This is a genomic window from Flavobacterium rhamnosi, assembly GCF_048286515.1.
GTDB lineage: Bacteria > Bacteroidota > Bacteroidia > Flavobacteriales > Flavobacteriaceae > Flavobacterium.
This window is the reverse complement of sequence record NZ_JBLVPS010000015.1, coordinates 1-19,931: the sequence shown is the minus strand read 5'-3', so window position 1 is coordinate 19,931 and position 19,931 is coordinate 1. Positions and strand designations below refer to the sequence as shown.

Genomic DNA, 19,931 nt, shown 5'->3' with positions numbered 1-19,931 from the left:
CGTATGGAAAACTCTAAAACCTTCCTTTGTATTTCAAATTATTTTAAGGGTGCCGATTTTTTAATTAATTTAAAAAAATTAGGTAACAAAGTCTATTTAGTGACGAGTGAAAAACTGCGGGACAAACCATGGCCACATCAATATATTGATGAGATTTTTTATATGGAAGGGCAAGATGTCGACTGGAATTTAGAGCATTTATTATTAGGGGTTGGAAATTTTATGAGGTCAACTAAAATTGATGCTATTATCGCACTTGATGATTATGATGTCGAAAAAGCAACTTATCTTAGAGAAAATCTCCGAATTGATGGGATGGGACAAACAACAGGACGTTATTTCAGAGATAAATTAGCCATGAGAATGAGAGCAAAAAGTTGTGGCATTCCAATTCCTGCTTTTTGTTCGTTATTTAATGATCATGATATTAATACTTTTGCAGATACGATTCCTTCTCCATGGGTGTTGAAACCGCGCTCTGAAGCTTCGGCCGCAGGGATTTTAAAAGTATATGACAAAGAGACTTTATGGATCCAGATCAATGAAATGGGAAATAATAGATTTAAGTATTTATTAGAACAATTTAAACCTGGAGACGTATACCATTGTGATAGTTTAATTTTAGATAGTAAAGTAATATTTAGCTTGACTTCAAGATATTTGGCTACACCAATGGAAATTTCGCAAGGTGGAGGCGTTTTTCGTTCTGCCAATATTCCTTATAATTCGGAAGATGATAAAGCTATAAAAAAATTAAATGAACTGGTATTGAAAGGCTTTGGATTGAAACATGGCGCAGCGCATACTGAGTTCATAAAAAGCACTGAAAATGGGCAAATCTATTTTCTGGAAACTTCATCCCGAGTAGGAGGAGCACATCTGGCGGAAATGGTTGCTGAAGCCTCAAACATTAATTTATGGAAGGAATGGGCAGCAATTGAAGATGCATTTGTAAAAGAGAAAAAATACACTTTACCAAAAATAAAGAAAGAGTATGCCGGAATTGTCCTGACTTTATCTAAATTTCAACATCCTGATTTAACTTCTTTTTCAGATCCGGAAGTTTGTTTCAGAGTTCCATTGGAATATCATGCGGGCCTGATTGTAAAATCGGATAAACAGGAAAGAGTGTTAGCGCTATTAGAAAACTATGGTAATCGTTTAGCTACTGATTTTACAGCTGTTGTTCCACAAAATGCAGTATCTAAATTACATTAATTTTTTATTTACTTATAAAAATAATTTATATTTTATTTCAAATTTTTAAATTCATGAAAAGGTATTTCAGTATTATTTTTTTCACATTTTGTATTTTTAATAGCTCGAATGCACAAGGTCTTCTTGGACCAAAACAAGAAATTTTTACCAGACAAGATTCATTACGAGGAAGTATTACAAAAGAAAGGGCCTGGTGGGACGTTAAGTATTATCATCTAGATGTTAAAGTAAACCCTGAAGATAGTACAATTACAGGTTCAAATACTGTCAAATATCAAGTTTTGCAGGAATACAATACTATGCAAATTGATTTGCAGAATCCAATGATGATTTACAAAGTTATTCAGGATGGGGTAGCTTTAAAATACAAAAGAGAAGGAAATGTTTTTTTTATTGAATTAACTGCTCCTCAAAAAATTGGTTCAACAAAAGAACTTACGGTGTTTTATGGAGGCAAACCTAAAGTTGCCATAAATCCACCTTGGGATGGAGGCATAACGTGGAAAAAAGACAGTAATGGAAATCCTTTTATTGCTTCCTCTTGCCAAGGATTAGGCGCCAGTGTCTGGTGGCCCAACAAAGACCATATGTATGATGAAGCGGAGAGTATGCTAATCAGTGTGAACGTTCCAAAAGGTTTGATGGATGTATCCAATGGTCGTTTGTTAAGTACAAAACAATTGAAAGATGGAACCAAAACTTATAATTGGTATGTATCAAATCCTATCAATAATTATGGTGTAAACTTAAACATAGGAGATTATGTTTCTTTTTCGGAGAAATACAAAGGGGAGAAGGGGAATTTAGATTGTACCTACTATGTATTGAGAGAAAATTTGGATAAAGCAAAAATTCAATTTAAAGAGGTGCCCCGAATGCTAAAAGCTTTCGAAAAATGGTTTGGACCGTATCCTTTTTATGAAGATAGTTATAAATTAGTTGAAGCGCCATATTTAGGAATGGAGCACCAAAGTAGCGTCACGTACGGAAATGACTTTCAAAACGGATACCGTGGCAGAGATTTAAGTGGAACGGGCTGGGGTTTAAAGTTCGATTTTATCATTATTCATGAATCTGGGCATGAGTGGTTTGCAAATAATATCACCTGTAAAGATATTGCTGACATGTGGATTCACGAAAGTTTTACCAACTATTCTGAAAGTCTTTTCCTTGAATATTATTACGGTAAGGAAGCGGGATATACCTATTTAAGAGGAATTAGAAAAAAAATTATAAATGATAAACCGATTATCGGAAAATATGATGTGAACAATGAAGGCTCCGGCGATATGTACTATAAGGGGTCAAATATGTTACATACTTTACGTCAAATTGTAAATGAAGATGAGAAATGGAGAACTATTTTAAGAGGTCTGAATAGCACTTTTTATCATCAAACAGTTACAACCAAACAAATTGAAGCGTACTTAAGCCAACAGGTTGGAACGGATTTAAATCCATTCTTTAATCAATACTTGAGAGATAGCCGAATTCCTACATTAGAGTATTTTTTCAAAGATAACCAACTCGGATATCGCTGGACAAATTGTGTTCCAGGTTTCAATATGCCTGTAAAAGTAACTTTGAATGGCACAGGGGAATTACTAAAACCAAAAACCGAATGGAATACTATTCCTTCCAAAAACGAAAATTCAAAATTAGAAATTGATCCTAATTTTTATGTCGCGGGATTTAATATCACGGAGTAAAAATAGATAAAGGCTGTGTTTGTAAAATAAAGTCTGGACGTGAACCTCTTAGCACAAAATAGAGGTATTAATAAATAATAAAAACATAAAAAAAGATTTTCAAATAGTTCATAGACTTTTTAGCTATATGAACTCTTTGAAAATCTCTTTTTTAAGTACCAAAAGTACAGTAAATACTAGTATTAGAGTAAATTCTCCTTAACATACGCACAACTAGTTTTCACTGATTCAATAGGATTAGGATAATAATTTGTTTCATGTTCTACAAAAAAATGTTTCATTCCCGAAAGTTTTGCTTCAGCAAAAATGGATTTAAAGTCAATTGATCCTTTTCCGATTTCAGTATTCAATTTTGGATCATTTCTGTCCATGTCTTTAACGTGCCACATTTTAAAACGCCCAGGATTATCTTTGAATAATTGCAAAGGGTTATTTCCAGAACGTACTACCCAGTACAAATCCAATTCAAAATCTACTAAATTTTTATCTGTTTCGTTTAATAGAATTTCAAAGCCTGTAGTTGCTCCAAATTTAGTAAACTCAAAATCATGGTTATGATAGGCCAATCTTAGTCCGGCCTCTTTACAAAGAACAGCTGCTTCATTAACTTTTAAAGCAATTCTTTTGTAATCATCAGCACTTCTTCTAACCGGCTCTTCAAGATATGGAACGGTATAGAAATCGCTACCCAGTGTTTTTGCAGCTTCAATAGATGCTTTTACAAAATCAGAATTACTTCCTTTTAAGTACGAACTGAAATCATAATGGCCACTTGGCGCTTTTAATCCATTATCGCACAACATACTTTTAAAATCTTTTACGGAAGTTCCGAAAAAACCTTTTTCACCTGAAAAACCAAACGTTTCGACCTCGCTAAAACCAGCTTTAGCTACCTGTTCCAAAACTCCTTTTACATCCTTAGGGAAGGAGTCTCTTAAGGAATAAAGTTGCAATCCTACATCTTTTTTTCTTGTTCCAAAGGCAAATGAAGGTGCTATAGCTAATGCTCCTAATGCCAAACCACTGTTTATTAAAAAAGCTCTTCTTTTTATCATGAGTTAATTTTTTTTAGATTAGTTAAATATCGCAAATAGCGATAGCCTGTTTCAACGAAGCTAGCTTGTCCGGATTTAGAGGAATAAATTCCTGTCCAACAAAACCCTTAAAACCTGTTGAGGCTATTGCTTTCATTATTGCACTATAATTTAGTTCTTGCGTCTCGTCAATTTCATTTCGGCCCGGAACGCCGGCCGTGTGATAATGTGTAATGTATTGATGGTTTTCTTTGATTGTTCTAATCACATCTCCTTCATCAATTTGCATATGGTAAATATCATAAAGCAACTTGAAATTTTCAGAGCCCAAACGCTTTGCTAATTCTACTCCCCATTCAGTTCTGTCACACTGATAATCTTTATGGTTTATTTTACTGTTTAACAATTCCATTACCAGTATTACATTATGCTTTTCCGCCAGTGGTAGTAGTTTTTTTAAACCGATTACGCAATTATTCCAACCTTCCTCATCTGTTATCCCTCTTCTGCTTCCGCTAAAGCAAATTAAGTTTTTGTAGCCTGCTTTAGCGACACGTGGAATCATTTCAGTATAATTTTTTATCAGTGTTTCATGAAATTGAACATCATTAAAACCGTCAACTAAATTTAGCTCTGCTCCATTACACATGGTAGATACCATCCCGTATTTCTTTAAAGTCGGCCAAGATTCAGGCCCGACTAAATCAATGCCTGTGATTCCAAGTTTTTTGGATTCTATACAAAGCGTATCCAAATCGATATCATTAAAGCACCAGCGAGAAACCGAGTGGTTAATATTTCCTTTTAACATACCCAATTGCATTTTTGTTTCGTTATTTGGCATCGCCAAAGCAGAGAATCCTGATGGAATACCTAAAGCCGCTGTTCCGGCAAGAATTCCTTTTATTGCGGATCTTCTATTTAAATTAGTACTCATTTTTTTGTTTTTAAATTGCTGAAACTTCTTCTTTTTCAATTTCAGTTTTGCTTTTATCATTAAATAATAATGCAAAAAGTAAAAATACTGCAAGAGCAATTCCTGCAGGAATAATCCAAACCATATTCCAGTCTATAGAACCATCGATAGTTTTGTAATTGTCAGTTATCCAACCCGCAACTCCGAAACCAACTAACATTCCCACACCATAAGTAGCCAATGTTATTAAGCCTTGCGCGGAACTTTTATATTTTTCTCCTGCTTTTGAGTTTGTATAAATTTGTCCTGATACAAAAAAGAAATCATAACAAATACCATGTAACGCGATACCAATAATAAGCATAAAGCTTAAATCGTCACCATTTCCATAAGCAAACAAAACATAACGAACAGCCCAAGCCAACATACCTACCAAAATGGTTTTCTTAAAACCAAAACGAGTGAAAAATACAGGAATTAGCAATAAGAATAGAGCTTCTGATATTTGACCAATAGCCATTTTTCCAGTAGGGTTTTCAATACCTGCCTGAGTTAAAAAGGGATGTGCATTTTGATAATAGAAAGCTAGTGGAATACAAATTAGAATCGATGAGATAAAAAAGATAGCAAAATTTTTGTCTTTTAGCAATCTTAAAGCGTCGAAGCCTAATATATCTCCAATTTTAATTTTTTCTGAAGCAGCAACTTTAGGAGGTGTTTTAGGTAATGAAAAACTAAACAATCCTAAAATTAAAGCAGCAACACCTGCCAAAAGAAAAGTATTTTTTAGCAATCCCTGAGAAACACCTTCGGCAGAATCCCAATGAAACAGGAAACTTATTGATAATCCAGCTAGAATCCAACCTATTGTTCCCCAAACTCTAATATTTGCAAATTCTTTTTCGGGATCTTTCATCTGATTAAAAGAAACTGAATTTACAAGTGCCAATGTTGGCATATATAAAATCATATACCCTAAAACATAAGAATAAAAAATGCTAACATCATCAGAAACATACATTTGATACATCAAAAAAGCTCCAATAAGGTGAAGAATCCCTAAAATTTTCTCGGCATTAAAATAGCGGTCTGCAATTAAACCAATAATAAAGGGAGCAATTATGGCACCCCAAGATTGGGTTGAAAAAACAGAAGCAGTTTCTGATCCTGAAGCATGTAAATTGTTTGCCAGAAAAGTGCCTAATGTTACAAACCATGAGCCCCAGATAAAAAATTCTAGGAACATCATTACAGATAATTTAATTCGGATTGTGGTATTCATTGGTTTTAGGTTAGTTAATATAATTTTTGATTTTTAATACTAATTTAAATAGATATTCTAATGGAATTATAATTCTTTAATTACGATATTTCTGTACCATACATTATCGCCATGGTCTTGCAAGGCTATTTTTCCTGTTTTGAATGTTGCAAAATCTTTCCAGGCTTTGAATTTACTTCCAGCAACAAGTGTTTTCCAATTGTCATCCCAAAGTGTCGTTTTTACAACTGTGATACCGTTTAAAATAAGGGTCAATTCACCTTTATTACTGATTATTTCAGCTGTATTCCATTCTCCAACAGCTTTCACAGGCTCCAGATCACTTTTTATCAAATCATATAGATTTCCCGCTCTGTGTTTGGTTATTTTTCCATCAGGATGTCCTTCGTTATCAAGAACCTGCATTTCCAAACCTGTTTCATAGGTGTTTTTGTATTTTTTAGAATCTTCATGAACATAAAAAATAATTCCGCTATTTGATTTTGGCGCTACTTTCCAGTCTATTTTTAAATGAAAATTAGAATATTCGTTGTTAGTTACTAAGTCGCCGCCCTGATCATTTTCTTTTGCAGTTGGATCAAAATGTAAGACTCCATCCTCAATTTTCCATGCCGCACCAACCGTACTTTTTCCATATGTATGCCATCCTTGCGTAGTTTTACCGTCAAACAGAGGTTTAAATTCTTTTTGAGCATTTACAATCTGTACCATCGCAATGAGAATTAATGAGGTTGCAATATTTTTTATCATTCTAGAATGTATCAGGTTTAATTATAAAGTTAAATTTTTCCAGCCTTGGCGGTATTCGCGTTTAACAAATTGATTTACATCATCAAAATTAGTGATTTTCATATTGTCATTATCCCAAAGCAATTTTACAGATCGTCCAGGATATCTAATTTTTCCAATTACTTCTTTTTGGATATCGTATCCTCTGATGGCTAAATTTGCCATTAATAGAGCCTCGGTTAAAGGTCCTGCAATTTCAAAAGGAGAACTTACTTCCTGTTTTCCATGACCTGCAATAGATGCTTCAACCCATTGTTTATAATGACCATTAGCGCCCTCACTTACTCTTGCGAATTTTTGTGCAACATTGATGTTTTCATTTTTACTAAGTGGGAGCAAACGAGGATTTAAACCGTAAGTATCACAAACCATTTTTCCTTTTGTACCAACAAATAATGTACCATTTCCTCCATCTCCAAAAATTTCGTTTGCCCCTAATTCCAAAGGACGCTCTGGCTGAATTCCTCCATCCATCCAATGCAATGTTACATCTCCATTGGTTTTATTTGTTTTGGGAAAAGTTAACGTTACATGACTTGAAGGTGGACAGCTTTCCGGGAAATAACCGCGTTTAAATTCATCAACATATACAGATCCAACACTGCATTGTACATCTTTTGCATATTTTAAGTTTAGTACACTAAATGGAGCTTCAATAAGATGGCACCCCATGTCTCCCAATGCACCTGTTCCATAGTCCCACCAACCACGCCAGTTGAAAGGCACTAATTTATCTACATAATCTCTTTTTGGAGCTGTTCCTAACCATAAATCCCAATCTAATGCCGCAGGAATTTCTGCTTTTGCAGTAGGCCAGGGGATACCCTGTGGCCAAACTGGACGGTCTGTCCAGGCATAGACAGTATGTACATCTCCGATTAAATCGGCGTTATACCATTCTTTCATTATTCGGGTTCCATCGTTTGAAGCCCCTTGATTTCCCATTTGGGTCACTACCTTGTATTTCTTTGCTGCTTGCGTTAAAATACGCGCTTCATAAATATCATGCGTTAAGGGTTTCTGAACATAAACATGCTTACCCAGCTGCATCGCAGCCAGAGTTTGTATAGCATGATTGTGGTCCGGAGTTGCTACTGAAACTGCATCGAAATTTTTATGCTCTTTGTCAAACATCTCACGCCAGTCTTTGTAATATTTAGCTTTTGGAAATGCAATTACACTTTTAGATGCTCTTCTATCGTCAACATCACAAAGGAAAGCGATATTCGCTTTTCCACTCTTATCAAACATGGCGATATCAGATTGCCCTTTACCGCCCACACCAATACTTGCTATTAGTAAACGATCGCTGGGAGCCACAAAACCTCTTCCTAGAACATGTCTGGGAACAATCATAAATGCAGCAGCAGCTAAAGCACTTGTCTTTATAAAATCACGACGGTTCGTTATGATTCTATTTTCTTTATCGTCTTCTTTTTTCATACTCATTATAAGATTTTTATTGTTTTATTATGAAATACAGAAATTTGCTATTGGTGTTCTAGATTTTACTAATAACTAAGTAGAGTAGGTCTTCGATTATTTTTTATAATCCAAGATTTTTTTTATTAAAAGCTTTATTTGTTTCGATAGCTGCAAAATCATCAAAAGCTTTATCTGTTACTTTTATGATATGATTTTTTATAAATTCAGCTCCTTCACGTGCTCCATCTTCTTGGTTTTTCAGACAACATTCCCATTCCATAACTGCCCAGCCTTTATAATCATACTGTGTCAGTTTACTGAAAATGGTTTTAAAATCAATTTGTCCGTCGCCAGGAGAACGATAGCGTCCTGCACGATTTGCCCAGCTTTGGTAACCTCCAAAAGTTCCTTGTTTCCCCGTTGGATTGAATTCGGCATCCTTAACATGAAAAGCTTTTATTCGTTCATGGTAAAAATCGATATATTGAATGTAATCTAATTGCTGTAATACAAAATGGGAGGGATCGTACAAAATACAAGCTCTGGAATGATTGTTTACTGCCTTTAAGAACATCTCATAGGTTTCACCGTCAAACAAATCTTCTCCTGGATGAATTTCATAACAAAGGTCAACACCGTTTTGATCAAATTCATTTAAGATAGGCAACCAGCGTTTGGCTAATTCCGCAAAGCCATCTTCAACTAAACCTGGTGGTCGCTGAGGCCATGGGTGAAAATATTGCCAAAGTAAAGATCCGCTAAAAGTGGCATGTGCATTTAAACCTAAATTATTAGAAGCTTTCGCAGCATATTTCAGCTGTTGAACGGCCCATTCTTGTCTTGCTTTTGAATTACCATGTACATTTTTAGGTGCAAAAGCATCAAAAAAATCATCATAAGCAGGATGAACCGCTACTAATTGGCCTTGTAAATGAGTTGATAACTCCGTAATTTCTAATCCGTATGATGCGATTGTACCTTTCAATTCATCAGCATAGGTTTTACTTTCTGCTGCTTTTTGCAAATCGATGAATCGAGTATCTAATGTTGGCATCTGGATGCCCTTAAAACCTAAATCAGCCGCCCATTTACAAATCCCGTCTAAGGAATTAAAAGGAGCTTCATCGCCGATAAACTGTGCTAAAAATACTGCTGGACCTTGTATTGTTGTCATTTAATTTTTTTAATTTTTTTTGGAACCTTGTGCTACAAAACGTAAGGAGTCCATTTTTTATCGGAATGCGCTGAAGTTACTACGTTATCAATAAACGCCATGCCTCTTAATCCATCTTCAATAGAAGGGAAGTCTAACATTTCTGCAGTAGGTTCTTTACCTTCTAACTTACAACCTAGTGTTAATGCAAAGTTACGATAGATATTAGCGAATGCTTCTAAATATCCCTCGGGATGCCCACCTGGAGTGCGGCAATTATGTGTTGCAAATGATGATAAATGCGCATAATTAGACCCTGCTCTTAAAATTTGAGTAGGCTCATCTAACCATTTTACTATTAAAGTATTAGGATCATGTTGTAGCCATTCTATACCACCTTTTTCACCATATACTCTAATTTTCAAAGCATTTTCCTCACCGGCAGCTACTTGTGATGCCATTAAAACACCTTTCGCATCATTGTCAAATTTTAGCATTACTGCTCCATCATCATCCATTACACGTCCTTCAACTAATGTATTTAATTCTGCGCAAACAGCTGTAATCTTAGCTCCGGTAATATATTCTGCTAAATGAGCTGCATGTGTTCCAATATCTCCCATTACAGAACTTTTCCCTGCTTTTGTGGGATCTGTTCTCCACGCAGCTTGTGCATTTCCTTCTCTTTCTGATAATTTACTTAACCATCCCTGTGGATATTCTACCCAGACTTTTCGAATTTTTCCCAGTTTCCCCTCTCTTACCATAGCTTTGGCTTGCTTGACCATTGGGTAACCAGAGTAGGTATGGGTCAGACAAAGTAGTAGTCCTGTTTCGTCCAATTTTTCTTTCAATAACTTTGCTTCCTCTAATGAAAAAGTGATTGGTTTCTCTATTACGACATTAAAACCGTAATCCAGAGCCATCATGGCTGGTGCAAAATGTGCAAAATTTGGTGTAACAATAGTAACAAAATCAATCCTTTCGTCAGCAGGTAGCGCTGCTTCAGCTTTAATCATTTCTTCATAGGTCAAATAAGTTCTTGATTCCGGAAGAAATAAAGCTTTACCAGATGCTATAGCTGTTTCTGGTTTTATACTCAATGCCCCACAACTTAATTCTATTAGTCCATCCATATTGGCGGCTAAACGGTGAATGGCACCTATAAAAGCATCTTGGCCACCACCAATCATACCCATTTTTAATTTTCTAATCATCTTTTTATACTAAATATTTCCTTTATTTAATTCTTTTACAGCATAATCGCAAGCTCGTGCCGTCAATGCCATAAAGGTCAATGATGGGTTCTGACAAGCAATTGAAGGCATACAAGAACCATCGGTAACAAATACATTGCTGACCTCATGCATTTGATTCCATTTGTTTAAAACTGAAGTTTTTGGGTCATTACCCATTCTGGCAGTACCCATTTCGTGTATGGCCATTCCAGGATAACACTCATTGTCATAGGTTTGTACATTTTTGATTCCTGATGCTTCAAGCATTTCTGCAGCATCATTCATCATGTCAATACGCATTTTTTTCTCATTCTCTTTGTATTCGCAATCAATTGCCAAAACTGGCTGACCCCATTTGTCTTTTTTGTCGTGGTTGATGTACACTTTATTTTCATAATACGGCAACATCTCACCAAATCCACCTAAGCCCATGTTCCATGTGTCAGCTGGATGACTCATTTTATCTTTAAAATCACCACCAAAAGCTAATTCGGCAACTTCCTCGTGCCAAGGATTTCTACTGGCACCACCCTGATAACCGAAACCTCTTAAATAATCTCTTTTATCTCCGCTGACATTCTGATATCTTGGAATATAAATACCATTTGCTCTTCGTCCGTAAGTGTATTTATCTTCAAAGCCTTCCGCACTTCCTGAAGCTCCACATCGGAAATGATGATCCATCAGATTATGTCCCAGTTGACCACTAGCATTACCTAATCCTTCCGGATGTGCCTCTGAAGTTGAATTTAATAAAATAAATGTTGATCCTAAAGTAGAACCATTTACAAAAACAATTTTAGCATAAAACTCCATTGTTTCATTAGTTTCTGCATCAATCACCATAACCCCTTTTGCTTTTTTAGTGTCTTTATCATAAATAATATGATTGACAATAGAATAAGGTCTTACCGTTAATCTTTTGGTTGCCATTGCAGCAGGAAGGGTAGAGGATTGTGTACTGAAATAAGCACCAAACGGACAGCCACGGCTGCATAAATTTCTATATTGACAACTTCCACGACCATTATGAGGAACCGTTAAGTTTGCGGTACGTCCAATAGTAAGAATTCTTGTTCTGTTATAATGTTTTTCCATTCTTTCCTTAACCGACTTCTCCACACAGTTCAAATCCATTGGTGGTAAAAAAACACCGTCCGGTAAAAGAGGCCAGTTTTCTGCCTGCCCACTTATTCCAGCAAATTTTTCAGCGTAATCATACCATGGCGCGATATCTTTATAGCGAATAGGCCAATCATTACCATGACCGTCTTTTGCATTGTCTTCAAAATTATGGTCGCTAAAACGGTAACTTTGGCGACCCCACATTAAGGATTTTCCACCTACATGAAATCCTCTATACCAGTCAAAACGCTTGTCTTCTGTGTAGGGACATTCCAAATCATTTACCCACCATTTTTCGGTAGCTTCATTATAAGGATAATCTCTTGTTTGAACTGGGTGTGTTCTTTTTTGTTCTTCAGTGAGTTTACCGGCATGTTTAAATTCCCATGGGTTTTTCATCGCGGATTCATAATCCTTGATATGTTCAATGTTCATTCCGCGTTCTAACATTAAAACTCTTAATCCTTTCTCGGTTAGTTCTTTTGCAGCCCAACCACCACTTATTCCTGAACCTACAACAATTGCGTCATAAGTATTTTCTTCTTTTAAATTTGAATTTATATTCATTCTAGGTGAGTTCTATTTGGTTAATTTGAAGATAATATTTCGAAAAAATAAAGACGATTTGGTCCACAATGATTTACAAAAGGGATTTTATTTCGCCATTGATTTCTTAGGTAGCCCAAGCTTTTTGCCCAGGTTTGTAATCGGCATTGCCATCGTATCTACCAGGGACAGGAAGGTATTCACGTGCTTGTGTACAACCAATTTCTGATGAGAAATACCCCAGAATAGTTAAATCTCTGGCGAGAATAAAAAAGGAAGGCTTTTTAATATCTACAAGTGATTCGGTTCTTAGCGCTTCCATTATTTTAACACGTTGCTCCGGAGACAATGCAGTGAAATTTTTGTTATATTGTTCTTGACATTTTTCTTCCATTTCTTTCATTCCCGTTGCAAAAGTTTGTTGCAAATCGGCAGGATAGCAATCTTTAATCATCATAGGAATAAAAGCTCCCAAACCGGCCGCTTTAGCTCCAGGTGCTGCTTTTGTAGTTGGAATAATAATGTCCGCAAATTCAGCTAAAAGTTCTTCGTCGGTAGCAGAAAATGATACGTTACTATTTTCATTGTCAGGAATTATAATATCTTTAATTAAAATTCCAACTGTTGTGGCTGAGATGACACCTCCTAGCACCAATGCCAAGTTTTTGATTGCTCTACGTCTATCCATTTACTAAATTATTAAAAGTATTAATGATTATTGAATAATATACATTTATTATAACAATACAATAATAAATAAAAATAAGATAGATTCATTTTTTTAATGTTAATTTCTTGATAGAATTAAATAATTTGTAAATTATTAAGGGAATCACTTTAAAAAATTCATTAAAGAGTATCTGTTAGCTATTAAAACAAAAAATAAAATAAGTTTTGGGAATATCAGCCGCTGTGAAAATCATTTCAAAAGAAAGTTATGACATGTTTTTATGCGTTTTTTACTACAAAAAAGCAGTTACTATTTATTTGACACAACATCAATGCGTTAAAATGACATATAATTCTCGTAAAGTGATTTTAAAAAGTGTTGAAAACACATGAAATAATACAACAGAGACTTATTGTAAGAAAGACGCTTCTATAATAAGTAACCGCTATGAAAATTTAAATAGTCTAAAATTAAAAAAGAATGTATTTTAATACAAGAAACATAAAGTAAAAAGGATCTGTTTGTCTTTAGAAATAAAACTAATTTATCTTTCAAACAATCCTAATGTACCGCCAACCCAATCTTTATCTTTATTGAATTTGACACCTATCATTTCACCACGACTCAATCGGACTAAGTTACAAAGTAGAGTAGGAGCTTTGTCTTCTTTCTTCCAAACACAAAGTACGCGCACTTCAGCTTTTACTTTTCCCTCTGGAGATTGTACAATAGGAATATAGTTGACCTTTTTTTGAAGGATATAAAGTTCTTTTTCAACTACCGCTTCAATGTCTTCTTTTTTTACATGAAAAATAACGCCTGTTCCTGAAAAAGAGAACAAAGGCTTTAAAACATAATTTTCCAAATCCTCCGGAATTTCCTTGAGTTCACTCAATAATGTAGTCTCGATGAAATATTTTCCTTTTAAGAAAGGCAAAATAAACTTACTGATTCTGAAAAACCAATTGGGATGCCCTGCCCATTCTACATCAAGCTCATCTGAGAAATGAAAATCTAATTTTAAATCGGTTCGCAAATCCAGTTCATCAAAAATGACCCGGTTATAGATTCTTTTTACATGAATTTCAACCCCATCTTCGTTCTTATAGAATAGTTGTTTCCCTTTTTTTATAAGGTCAGTAACGCATACAATTGGTATACCAATATCCCTTCTGCAATAATAAAAATCAATTTTGGTGTTTTGCTTTTCGGGTTCTATTTCAAGAAGAATAACATTTTCTTTGGAATGATTATTGCAGATTGCTTCTTCCAGAATATTCAGATATTCCTGCGGCTCAATGCCATTAATAAAAGGGGTTAATTTGCTAAGAAAAGGATAATGATTCCTGAATTTTTCATACAAATTAATCTGATAATTATACAAAGAGGGAAAACCTTGGACTTCAATTAGTTTTGGAACAACAGCTCCGTCCTCTTCACAAATCCCAAAATCAATAGCCAGAAAAGTGGTATGCTCATCCTCATTCGGAACTTTATGATTAAGCTCTAATGATTTAGCTGTAAGTGACTTAAAGCTATCTTTTTGAATAAGAGCTATAACTTCATTACTACCTTCAACCAGTTTCTCTTTTAAATCATTCGAAATGAAAAAAGGGGTTTCACCTAATCGAAAAGTAGGTATATAGTTAAAATCGGAAGCAATATCATCTTTAAATTCTTGATATTTTTTTTCTGTAAATTGAGCATTAAATAACTCCCGATATTTTGAAATCATTTGGAATGGATTGTATTAATTAGAAAGCATTTTCTTTGTTTTCATCAAGTCATTAATCGCTATTCTAAGGAAGTTTGGAATCAAAGTTTCATTAGTTCTGTATATTTTATCATCGTCCAATAAATCTTCCAGCATATTTCTAAACTTTCTTTTTCCTTTCATTGCTCTAATTTTTTCTTTCGCCTCTTTATTTCTCAAATGAGAGACAAAGCTTATTGGATCAGCTTCCGGATGAAATTGGGTACCTACAAAATAATCTGTAAAACGAACTGCCATGATAGCACGTTCGTATTGTATATGGTCTCTGATTTTTTCTAAAGAAATAATTTTGGCTCCTTTTTTAGCAAAAATACTGAGCTTCGGCTGAATAACTTGATAATCCCTAGAATCGATTGCATAAAAGGGATCCGCTAATCCTTCAAAAAGGGGATCAACAAGTCCTTCTTTAGTTTTGTGAATGGTCATAACACCAAAAGAAGTATCGTTTCGTTTTGTAACTGTAGCTAGACCAAAATGCAAGCATGCCATTTGAAAAGAATGACAAATAAACAATACATGCTTTTTAACCGTGTTTTCAGTATTCCATCTGTTCACTGAATCAATAAATTCATAATATTTTACATCCCAATTCCCATCGCCAATTAATGGATTTCCAGGTCCGCCAGTTGAAATATAAATATCAAACTTATTAATATCCGGCAATTCGCACTTTACCCGTACATCAAATATTTCGAAACTTATAACCGGACTAAACCTGCTGACAACATCAATTATACAACGCATTCCTTGGTTAGGTTCACCGTTGTACATATCTAAAATGGCTATTTTTATAATTTTATTGGACATAAACTATTTTTAAAAAACAATAGGCAAAGGTAGTTATATTTTACAATCCCTTGGTAAATTCATCAGTTATAAAGTCCACAACTCTGCAAAGATCTCCAGTTTCTTCAAAAACAGCCAATTGTTTATCGGCTCCTGTTCCGTTTTTTAAAATTTCATGAACATAATTAATATCTTCACGGCTTCCCAATTCATCAACAACATCATCAATAAAATCAAGCAGTTCAAGTATCAGCATCTTAGTTTCGACTTCTTTTTGCAATCCAAAATCAATCATATTATTATCAATTCCATAACGAGCTGCACGAAATTTATTCTCCTTTATCAATGCCAATCTGTATATATTAAAACTAGTATTATTCATGTTCAATTTGTAGAGTTTAGCTACAATTGCCTGAATAATAGCGACGATACAAATTGTCTCATCAACGGTTAAACACATGTCACAAATCCTAAATTCGATAGTATTATAAAATGGATGCAGTCGTAAATCCCACCATATTTTCTTTGGATTATCGATGCAATTGGTCTTTACCAAAGTCTCCAAATAATTCTCATACGATCCCACCGAATCAAAATATTCCGGTAATCCAGTTCTAGGAAACTTATCAAAAACTTTGGTTCTAAATGATTTATAGCCTGTTTTTCTTCCTTCCCAAAAAGGTGAATTTGTGGAAAGTGCAAAAATATGAGGTAAGAAATAGGTAGCCTGATTCATTAATTGCAAGCCAATTTCACGGTTTTCAATACCGACGTGACAATGCATTCCGAAAATCAAATTAGAGCGTGCAGCATCCTGCAATTCATTGACAATATCATGGTAACGCGGATCATCGGTTATGGGCTGGTCCTGCCATTTCGAGAAAGGATGTGTTCCGGCACCACCTACAATCAAATCTTGTTTAGCGGCTAATTCCACAATTTTGGAACGCAAAAATCTAATTTCGTTTTTAGCATCATTGACACTATTACAAATGTTAGTACCAACTTCAACAACAGATTGGTGCATTTCTGCCTTTACCTGTTCATTTAAAATTATTTTGGCACCATCCACTATTTTAGATAAATGCGAACGCAGATCCCTTGTTACCGGATCAATAATTTGATATTCTTCTTCTACACCAAGTGTGAAAACTGGTAATTTTTTCATTATTATTTTTTTAGGGCCTATTTCCAGATTATCGTTTAAATCATTCCTCTTCTGAAAAAAACTCAGAACAAGAAAGGACACTCTCTACAATCGGGGTTAGGACCATTTATAAATCTAACTATTTTACAGCTGCGGCATCTTTAATAAAAGTTCCCCAAGTAAGGTTAATTTTACCTGGCTTTTGTTTTTTTGCGGCGGCGATAGCCATTTTTGCTGCTTCTTCAACCACCCATTCAAAATTTTCAGCACCTACCGAAGTCAATTCAGCATCAGGCGCAGGGTTTCCGAAATCGATCGCGTAGGGTATTCCGTCGCGGACCGCAAACTCTACTGTATTAAAATCATAACCTAATCCTTTACAAAGCCTTAAAGTATAGTCTTTTATAGTGGCTAATAATTTTTTGTCTACTGGTGGACCATCAATTACATACCGCAAATGATGTGGATTTCTTGGTTCGTATTGCATAATTCGGACTGCTTTACAACCTAAACAATACACTCTGAAATATTCCGTAAAAACAATTTCTTCTTGTAACATCATAACCAATTGCCCTGTTTCCTGATGTTTCTCCCAAAACTCTTCTTTATTTTCCAATCGATAAACGTTTTTCCAACCGCCACCGGCGTACGGTTTCATATAAGCCGGAAATCCAATATAATCGAAGATCCCTTCCCAATCCATTGGGTATTTTAGATTTCGGAACGATTTTCCCGTAGTATCTGTTGGGTGTTCTGCAGAAGGAAGAATTACCGTATTTGGAAGCGGGACTCCAAGTGTATCCGCCAAAGCATTATTGAAAAACTTATCATCTGCACTCCACCAAAAAGGATTATTGATAACGTTCGTTCCTGTTAAAGCAGCATTTTTTAGATAAGCGCGATAAAAAGGAACGTCTTGTGAAATTCGATCAATAATTACAGCGTATTCACCATCTTGGTTCTGAACTACTTTATCTATAGCAACTGCCTCGGCAATGATTCCTTTTTCTTTTTTTGAATTTACGCGGTCTATAAATGCTTGGGGGAAGGTGTCTTCCATTCCAAATAAGATTCCTATTTTTTTCATCTTGATACGTTTATAATTTTAAAAAAATTTAATTCTTGACAAATAATGCGGAAACATTTCTTGCCAAACAGGCCAATCGTGTTTTCTGTCCTGGCGAATATCCAGCCAGTGATGTATATTTCTTTCACTTAAAACTTTACTTAATTTTAGATTTGCATCAAAACAAATGTCCCAGTTTGAAGTTCCAAGAATGACATCCATATTCCACAACTCATGATCGTGAAGTCCATATAAATAATCTTCAGGACTGTTGTAAAACACATCGTCATTATGAAAACCATCCATAAAACTCTTGATATTAAACGCACCACTCAGAGAAAACATATGGCTTACATACCCAGGGTGTCGAAACGCAAAATTAGCAGCATGATATCCACCAAAACTGCAACCCGCAACAACAACTTTACCGGAAGAAGTATTATTTTTTACTTTCTCAACGATTTCATGGCAAATCATTTTATCATATCTAACGTGATTTTCAATACGATGTACAGGGTGAATTTGTTTATTATAGAAACTGTCTTTGTCAATGCTGTCGGGGCAAAAGATCTGGATTAAGCCTTGTTCAATATACCATTTTGCGGAATCAATTAAGCCCATATCTTTATTTTCATGGAAAGTGCCCATAGAAGTAGGGAATAAGATTACAGGATATCCTGCGTGTCCAAAAACCAGCATTTCAATATCTCTATTCAGATTTGGTGAATACCATTTGAAATATTCTTCCTTCATATTCTTTATTTTTAACAATTATAATGAAAAAATCCGAGCAAATGGTATAAATAATTTTACTTAACTAATATTTATTATATAAAACAATGCGATTATCAAAACGTAATTAAATTGTAATATTTAGAGCAATAAAAGGCTTTTTTTTAAATTATAGACAACTAATCGAGCTGATTAAACATTGGATTATCTCTAAAAAAGAAATTAAATCGAATTATATCTTTTGACTGATGTCAAACAACTGAACTTGGCTTTTTAATCTTTCGATAAGCATACTCATCATTCTTTTGTTTATGTTAGAAGAGTTTTTGATATACGAAGCATATTCATCAGCTGTAAATAACCCAATTATCATTCCTTTTAACGCATTTCTGAATTTGATGTCTTTCTGAATTGCATTTTCTATAACTGATAATTTTTTTTCGGTACTATAGGTATAAAAATCAGTTTTGTTTTTTGCAACATAATTACTAAAGGAAGCAACAAACAAATCGTTTTGCAATTTCAAAATCGGCCTAATCACTTCATTTTGAAACGATTCCTCAGTCGAAGATTGAGATGTTACAGTGCCTATAGTTTGTCCACGGAATTCTTCTAAAAAAGTATCTCTTTGATTCATTTTTTTTTCTTAAAAATAAAGAAAATAGCCATAAGAAAAGTTTATTTTTGCATTTATAAAGAAAAATTATGAGATTTCACACTAGAAAGTGGGTAAAACCGGAAGACTTGAACCCAAACGGAACTTTATTTGGAGGTAAATTATTAGCATGGATCGATGAGGAACTGGCTTTGTATACTATCATTCAATTAGAAAACACAAGAATAGTCACCAAGCATATGTCTGAAATCAACTTTAGAAGTTCAGCAAAACAAGGTGACATTATAGAAATTGGTATTGATGTTGTAAAATTTGGAAATTCTTCACTTACGCTAAAATGTGAAGCTAGAAATATGATGACACGAGAAACGATTATTACAATTGATCATACTACAATGGTAAGTTTGGGATCAGATGGTAAACCAAAAGCTCACGGAAAAACAGAAATTGAATTTGTTAAGGATCGTTTGTAATTAAATAGCAATTTACGATAATTTTTCAAGAAAGCCCCCATACACTTGGGTCTTTAGATGGGGGATGAATTGAAAATGCAAATACTTCTAATCATTTTAGATATACAAGTGACAGTTAAATACTTTTTTTATATATTTGTTTAATGGAAAAGCGATGGAGGAAAAGCAGAAGTGCTACATACAATATAGCCTATCATTTGATATGGTGTCCAAAATACCGTAGAAAGGTATT

General features: G+C 34.6%; 18 protein-coding genes. 3 read left to right on the top strand and 15 right to left on the bottom strand.

What is annotated here, in order from left to right; all coding sequences use genetic code 11:
- The first annotated feature begins 3 nt into the window (after positions 1 to 3).
- Together ACNQGN_RS12550 and ACNQGN_RS12545 are read left to right on the top strand one after the other, a co-directional pair.
- Positions 4 to 1,218 (top strand): ATP-grasp domain-containing protein, encoded by a 1,215-nt coding sequence (locus ACNQGN_RS12550; RefSeq protein WP_417988177.1) that lies wholly within the window; start codon positions 4 to 6, stop codon positions 1,216 to 1,218.
- A gap of 53 nt (positions 1,219 to 1,271) precedes the next feature.
- A complete protein-coding gene (locus ACNQGN_RS12545; RefSeq protein ID WP_417988176.1) occupies positions 1,272 to 2,927 on the top strand; it encodes a M1 family metallopeptidase in 1,656 nt (551 codons plus the stop codon).
- A gap of 182 nt (positions 2,928 to 3,109) precedes the next feature.
- Here the strand turns inward: ACNQGN_RS12545 and ACNQGN_RS12540 are convergent, their stop codons facing one another.
- The 15 genes from ACNQGN_RS12540 to ACNQGN_RS12470 form a co-directional block, all read right to left on the bottom strand.
- Positions 3,110 to 3,982 (bottom strand): sugar phosphate isomerase/epimerase family protein, encoded by an 873-nt coding sequence (locus ACNQGN_RS12540; RefSeq protein WP_417988175.1) that lies wholly within the window; start codon positions 3,980 to 3,982, stop codon positions 3,110 to 3,112.
- Between the two features lie 22 nt (positions 3,983 to 4,004).
- The gene (locus ACNQGN_RS12535) at positions 4,005 to 4,898 is read right to left on the bottom strand and encodes a hydroxypyruvate isomerase family protein (protein WP_417988174.1); all 894 of its coding nucleotides are present in this window, start codon (positions 4,896 to 4,898) and stop codon (positions 4,005 to 4,007) included.
- 10 nt (positions 4,899 to 4,908) lie between these two features.
- Positions 4,909 to 6,159: a nucleoside permease gene (locus ACNQGN_RS12530; protein WP_417988173.1), complete on the bottom strand. Its 1,251-nt coding sequence runs from the start codon at positions 6,157 to 6,159 to the stop codon at positions 4,909 to 4,911.
- A gap of 66 nt (positions 6,160 to 6,225) precedes the next feature.
- Positions 6,226 to 6,909, bottom strand: a complete 684-nt coding sequence (locus ACNQGN_RS12525; protein WP_417988172.1) for a 3-keto-disaccharide hydrolase — start codon at positions 6,907 to 6,909, stop codon at positions 6,226 to 6,228.
- Between the two features lie 21 nt (positions 6,910 to 6,930).
- Positions 6,931 to 8,397: a Gfo/Idh/MocA family protein gene (locus ACNQGN_RS12520; protein WP_417988171.1), complete on the bottom strand. Its 1,467-nt coding sequence runs from the start codon at positions 8,395 to 8,397 to the stop codon at positions 6,931 to 6,933.
- 97 nt (positions 8,398 to 8,494) lie between these two features.
- Positions 8,495 to 9,547, bottom strand: coding sequence for a sugar phosphate isomerase/epimerase family protein (locus tag ACNQGN_RS12515; RefSeq protein WP_417988170.1), 1,053 nt, complete (start codon positions 9,545 to 9,547; stop codon positions 8,495 to 8,497).
- 32 nt (positions 9,548 to 9,579) lie between these two features.
- Positions 9,580 to 10,743 (bottom strand): Gfo/Idh/MocA family protein, encoded by a 1,164-nt coding sequence (locus ACNQGN_RS12510; RefSeq protein ID WP_417988169.1) that lies wholly within the window; start codon positions 10,741 to 10,743, stop codon positions 9,580 to 9,582.
- 9 nt (positions 10,744 to 10,752) lie between these two features.
- Entirely contained in the window at positions 10,753 to 12,456 is a 1,704-nt protein-coding gene (locus ACNQGN_RS12505) for a GMC oxidoreductase (RefSeq protein WP_417988168.1), read from the bottom strand.
- Positions 12,457 to 12,562: 106 nt separating this feature from the next.
- Complete coding sequence (locus tag ACNQGN_RS12500) at positions 12,563 to 13,123, bottom strand: gluconate 2-dehydrogenase subunit 3 family protein (protein WP_417988167.1); 561 nt, start codon at positions 13,121 to 13,123, stop codon at positions 12,563 to 12,565.
- Positions 13,124 to 13,649: 526 nt separating this feature from the next.
- Positions 13,650 to 14,840 carry a hypothetical protein gene (locus ACNQGN_RS12495; RefSeq protein WP_417988166.1) on the bottom strand — a complete coding sequence of 397 codons (1,191 nt, stop codon included), beginning with the start codon at positions 14,838 to 14,840 and terminating at the stop codon, positions 13,650 to 13,652.
- A gap of 15 nt (positions 14,841 to 14,855) precedes the next feature.
- On the bottom strand, positions 14,856 to 15,686 hold the full coding sequence (locus ACNQGN_RS12490; protein WP_417988165.1) for a type 1 glutamine amidotransferase: 831 nt from the start codon (positions 15,684 to 15,686) through the stop codon (positions 14,856 to 14,858).
- A gap of 40 nt (positions 15,687 to 15,726) precedes the next feature.
- Entirely contained in the window at positions 15,727 to 16,833 is a 1,107-nt protein-coding gene (locus tag ACNQGN_RS12485) for a carboxylate-amine ligase (RefSeq protein WP_417988164.1), read from the bottom strand.
- A gap of 118 nt (positions 16,834 to 16,951) precedes the next feature.
- Positions 16,952 to 17,899, bottom strand: a complete 948-nt coding sequence (locus ACNQGN_RS12480) for an ATP-grasp domain-containing protein (protein ID WP_417988163.1) — start codon at positions 17,897 to 17,899, stop codon at positions 16,952 to 16,954.
- A gap of 18 nt (positions 17,900 to 17,917) precedes the next feature.
- Positions 17,918 to 18,631: an esterase family protein gene (locus tag ACNQGN_RS12475; protein WP_417988162.1), complete on the bottom strand. Its 714-nt coding sequence runs from the start codon at positions 18,629 to 18,631 to the stop codon at positions 17,918 to 17,920.
- A 211-nt stretch (positions 18,632 to 18,842) separates the two neighbouring features.
- On the bottom strand, positions 18,843 to 19,247 hold the full coding sequence (locus ACNQGN_RS12470; protein WP_417988161.1) for a glyoxalase: 405 nt from the start codon (positions 19,245 to 19,247) through the stop codon (positions 18,843 to 18,845).
- 68 nt (positions 19,248 to 19,315) lie between these two features.
- On the opposite strand from ACNQGN_RS12470, the gene ACNQGN_RS12465 reads away from it, so the two are divergent.
- Complete coding sequence (locus ACNQGN_RS12465; RefSeq protein WP_417956631.1) at positions 19,316 to 19,699, top strand: acyl-CoA thioesterase; 384 nt, start codon at positions 19,316 to 19,318, stop codon at positions 19,697 to 19,699.
- Positions 19,700 to 19,931: the final 232 nt, after the last annotated feature.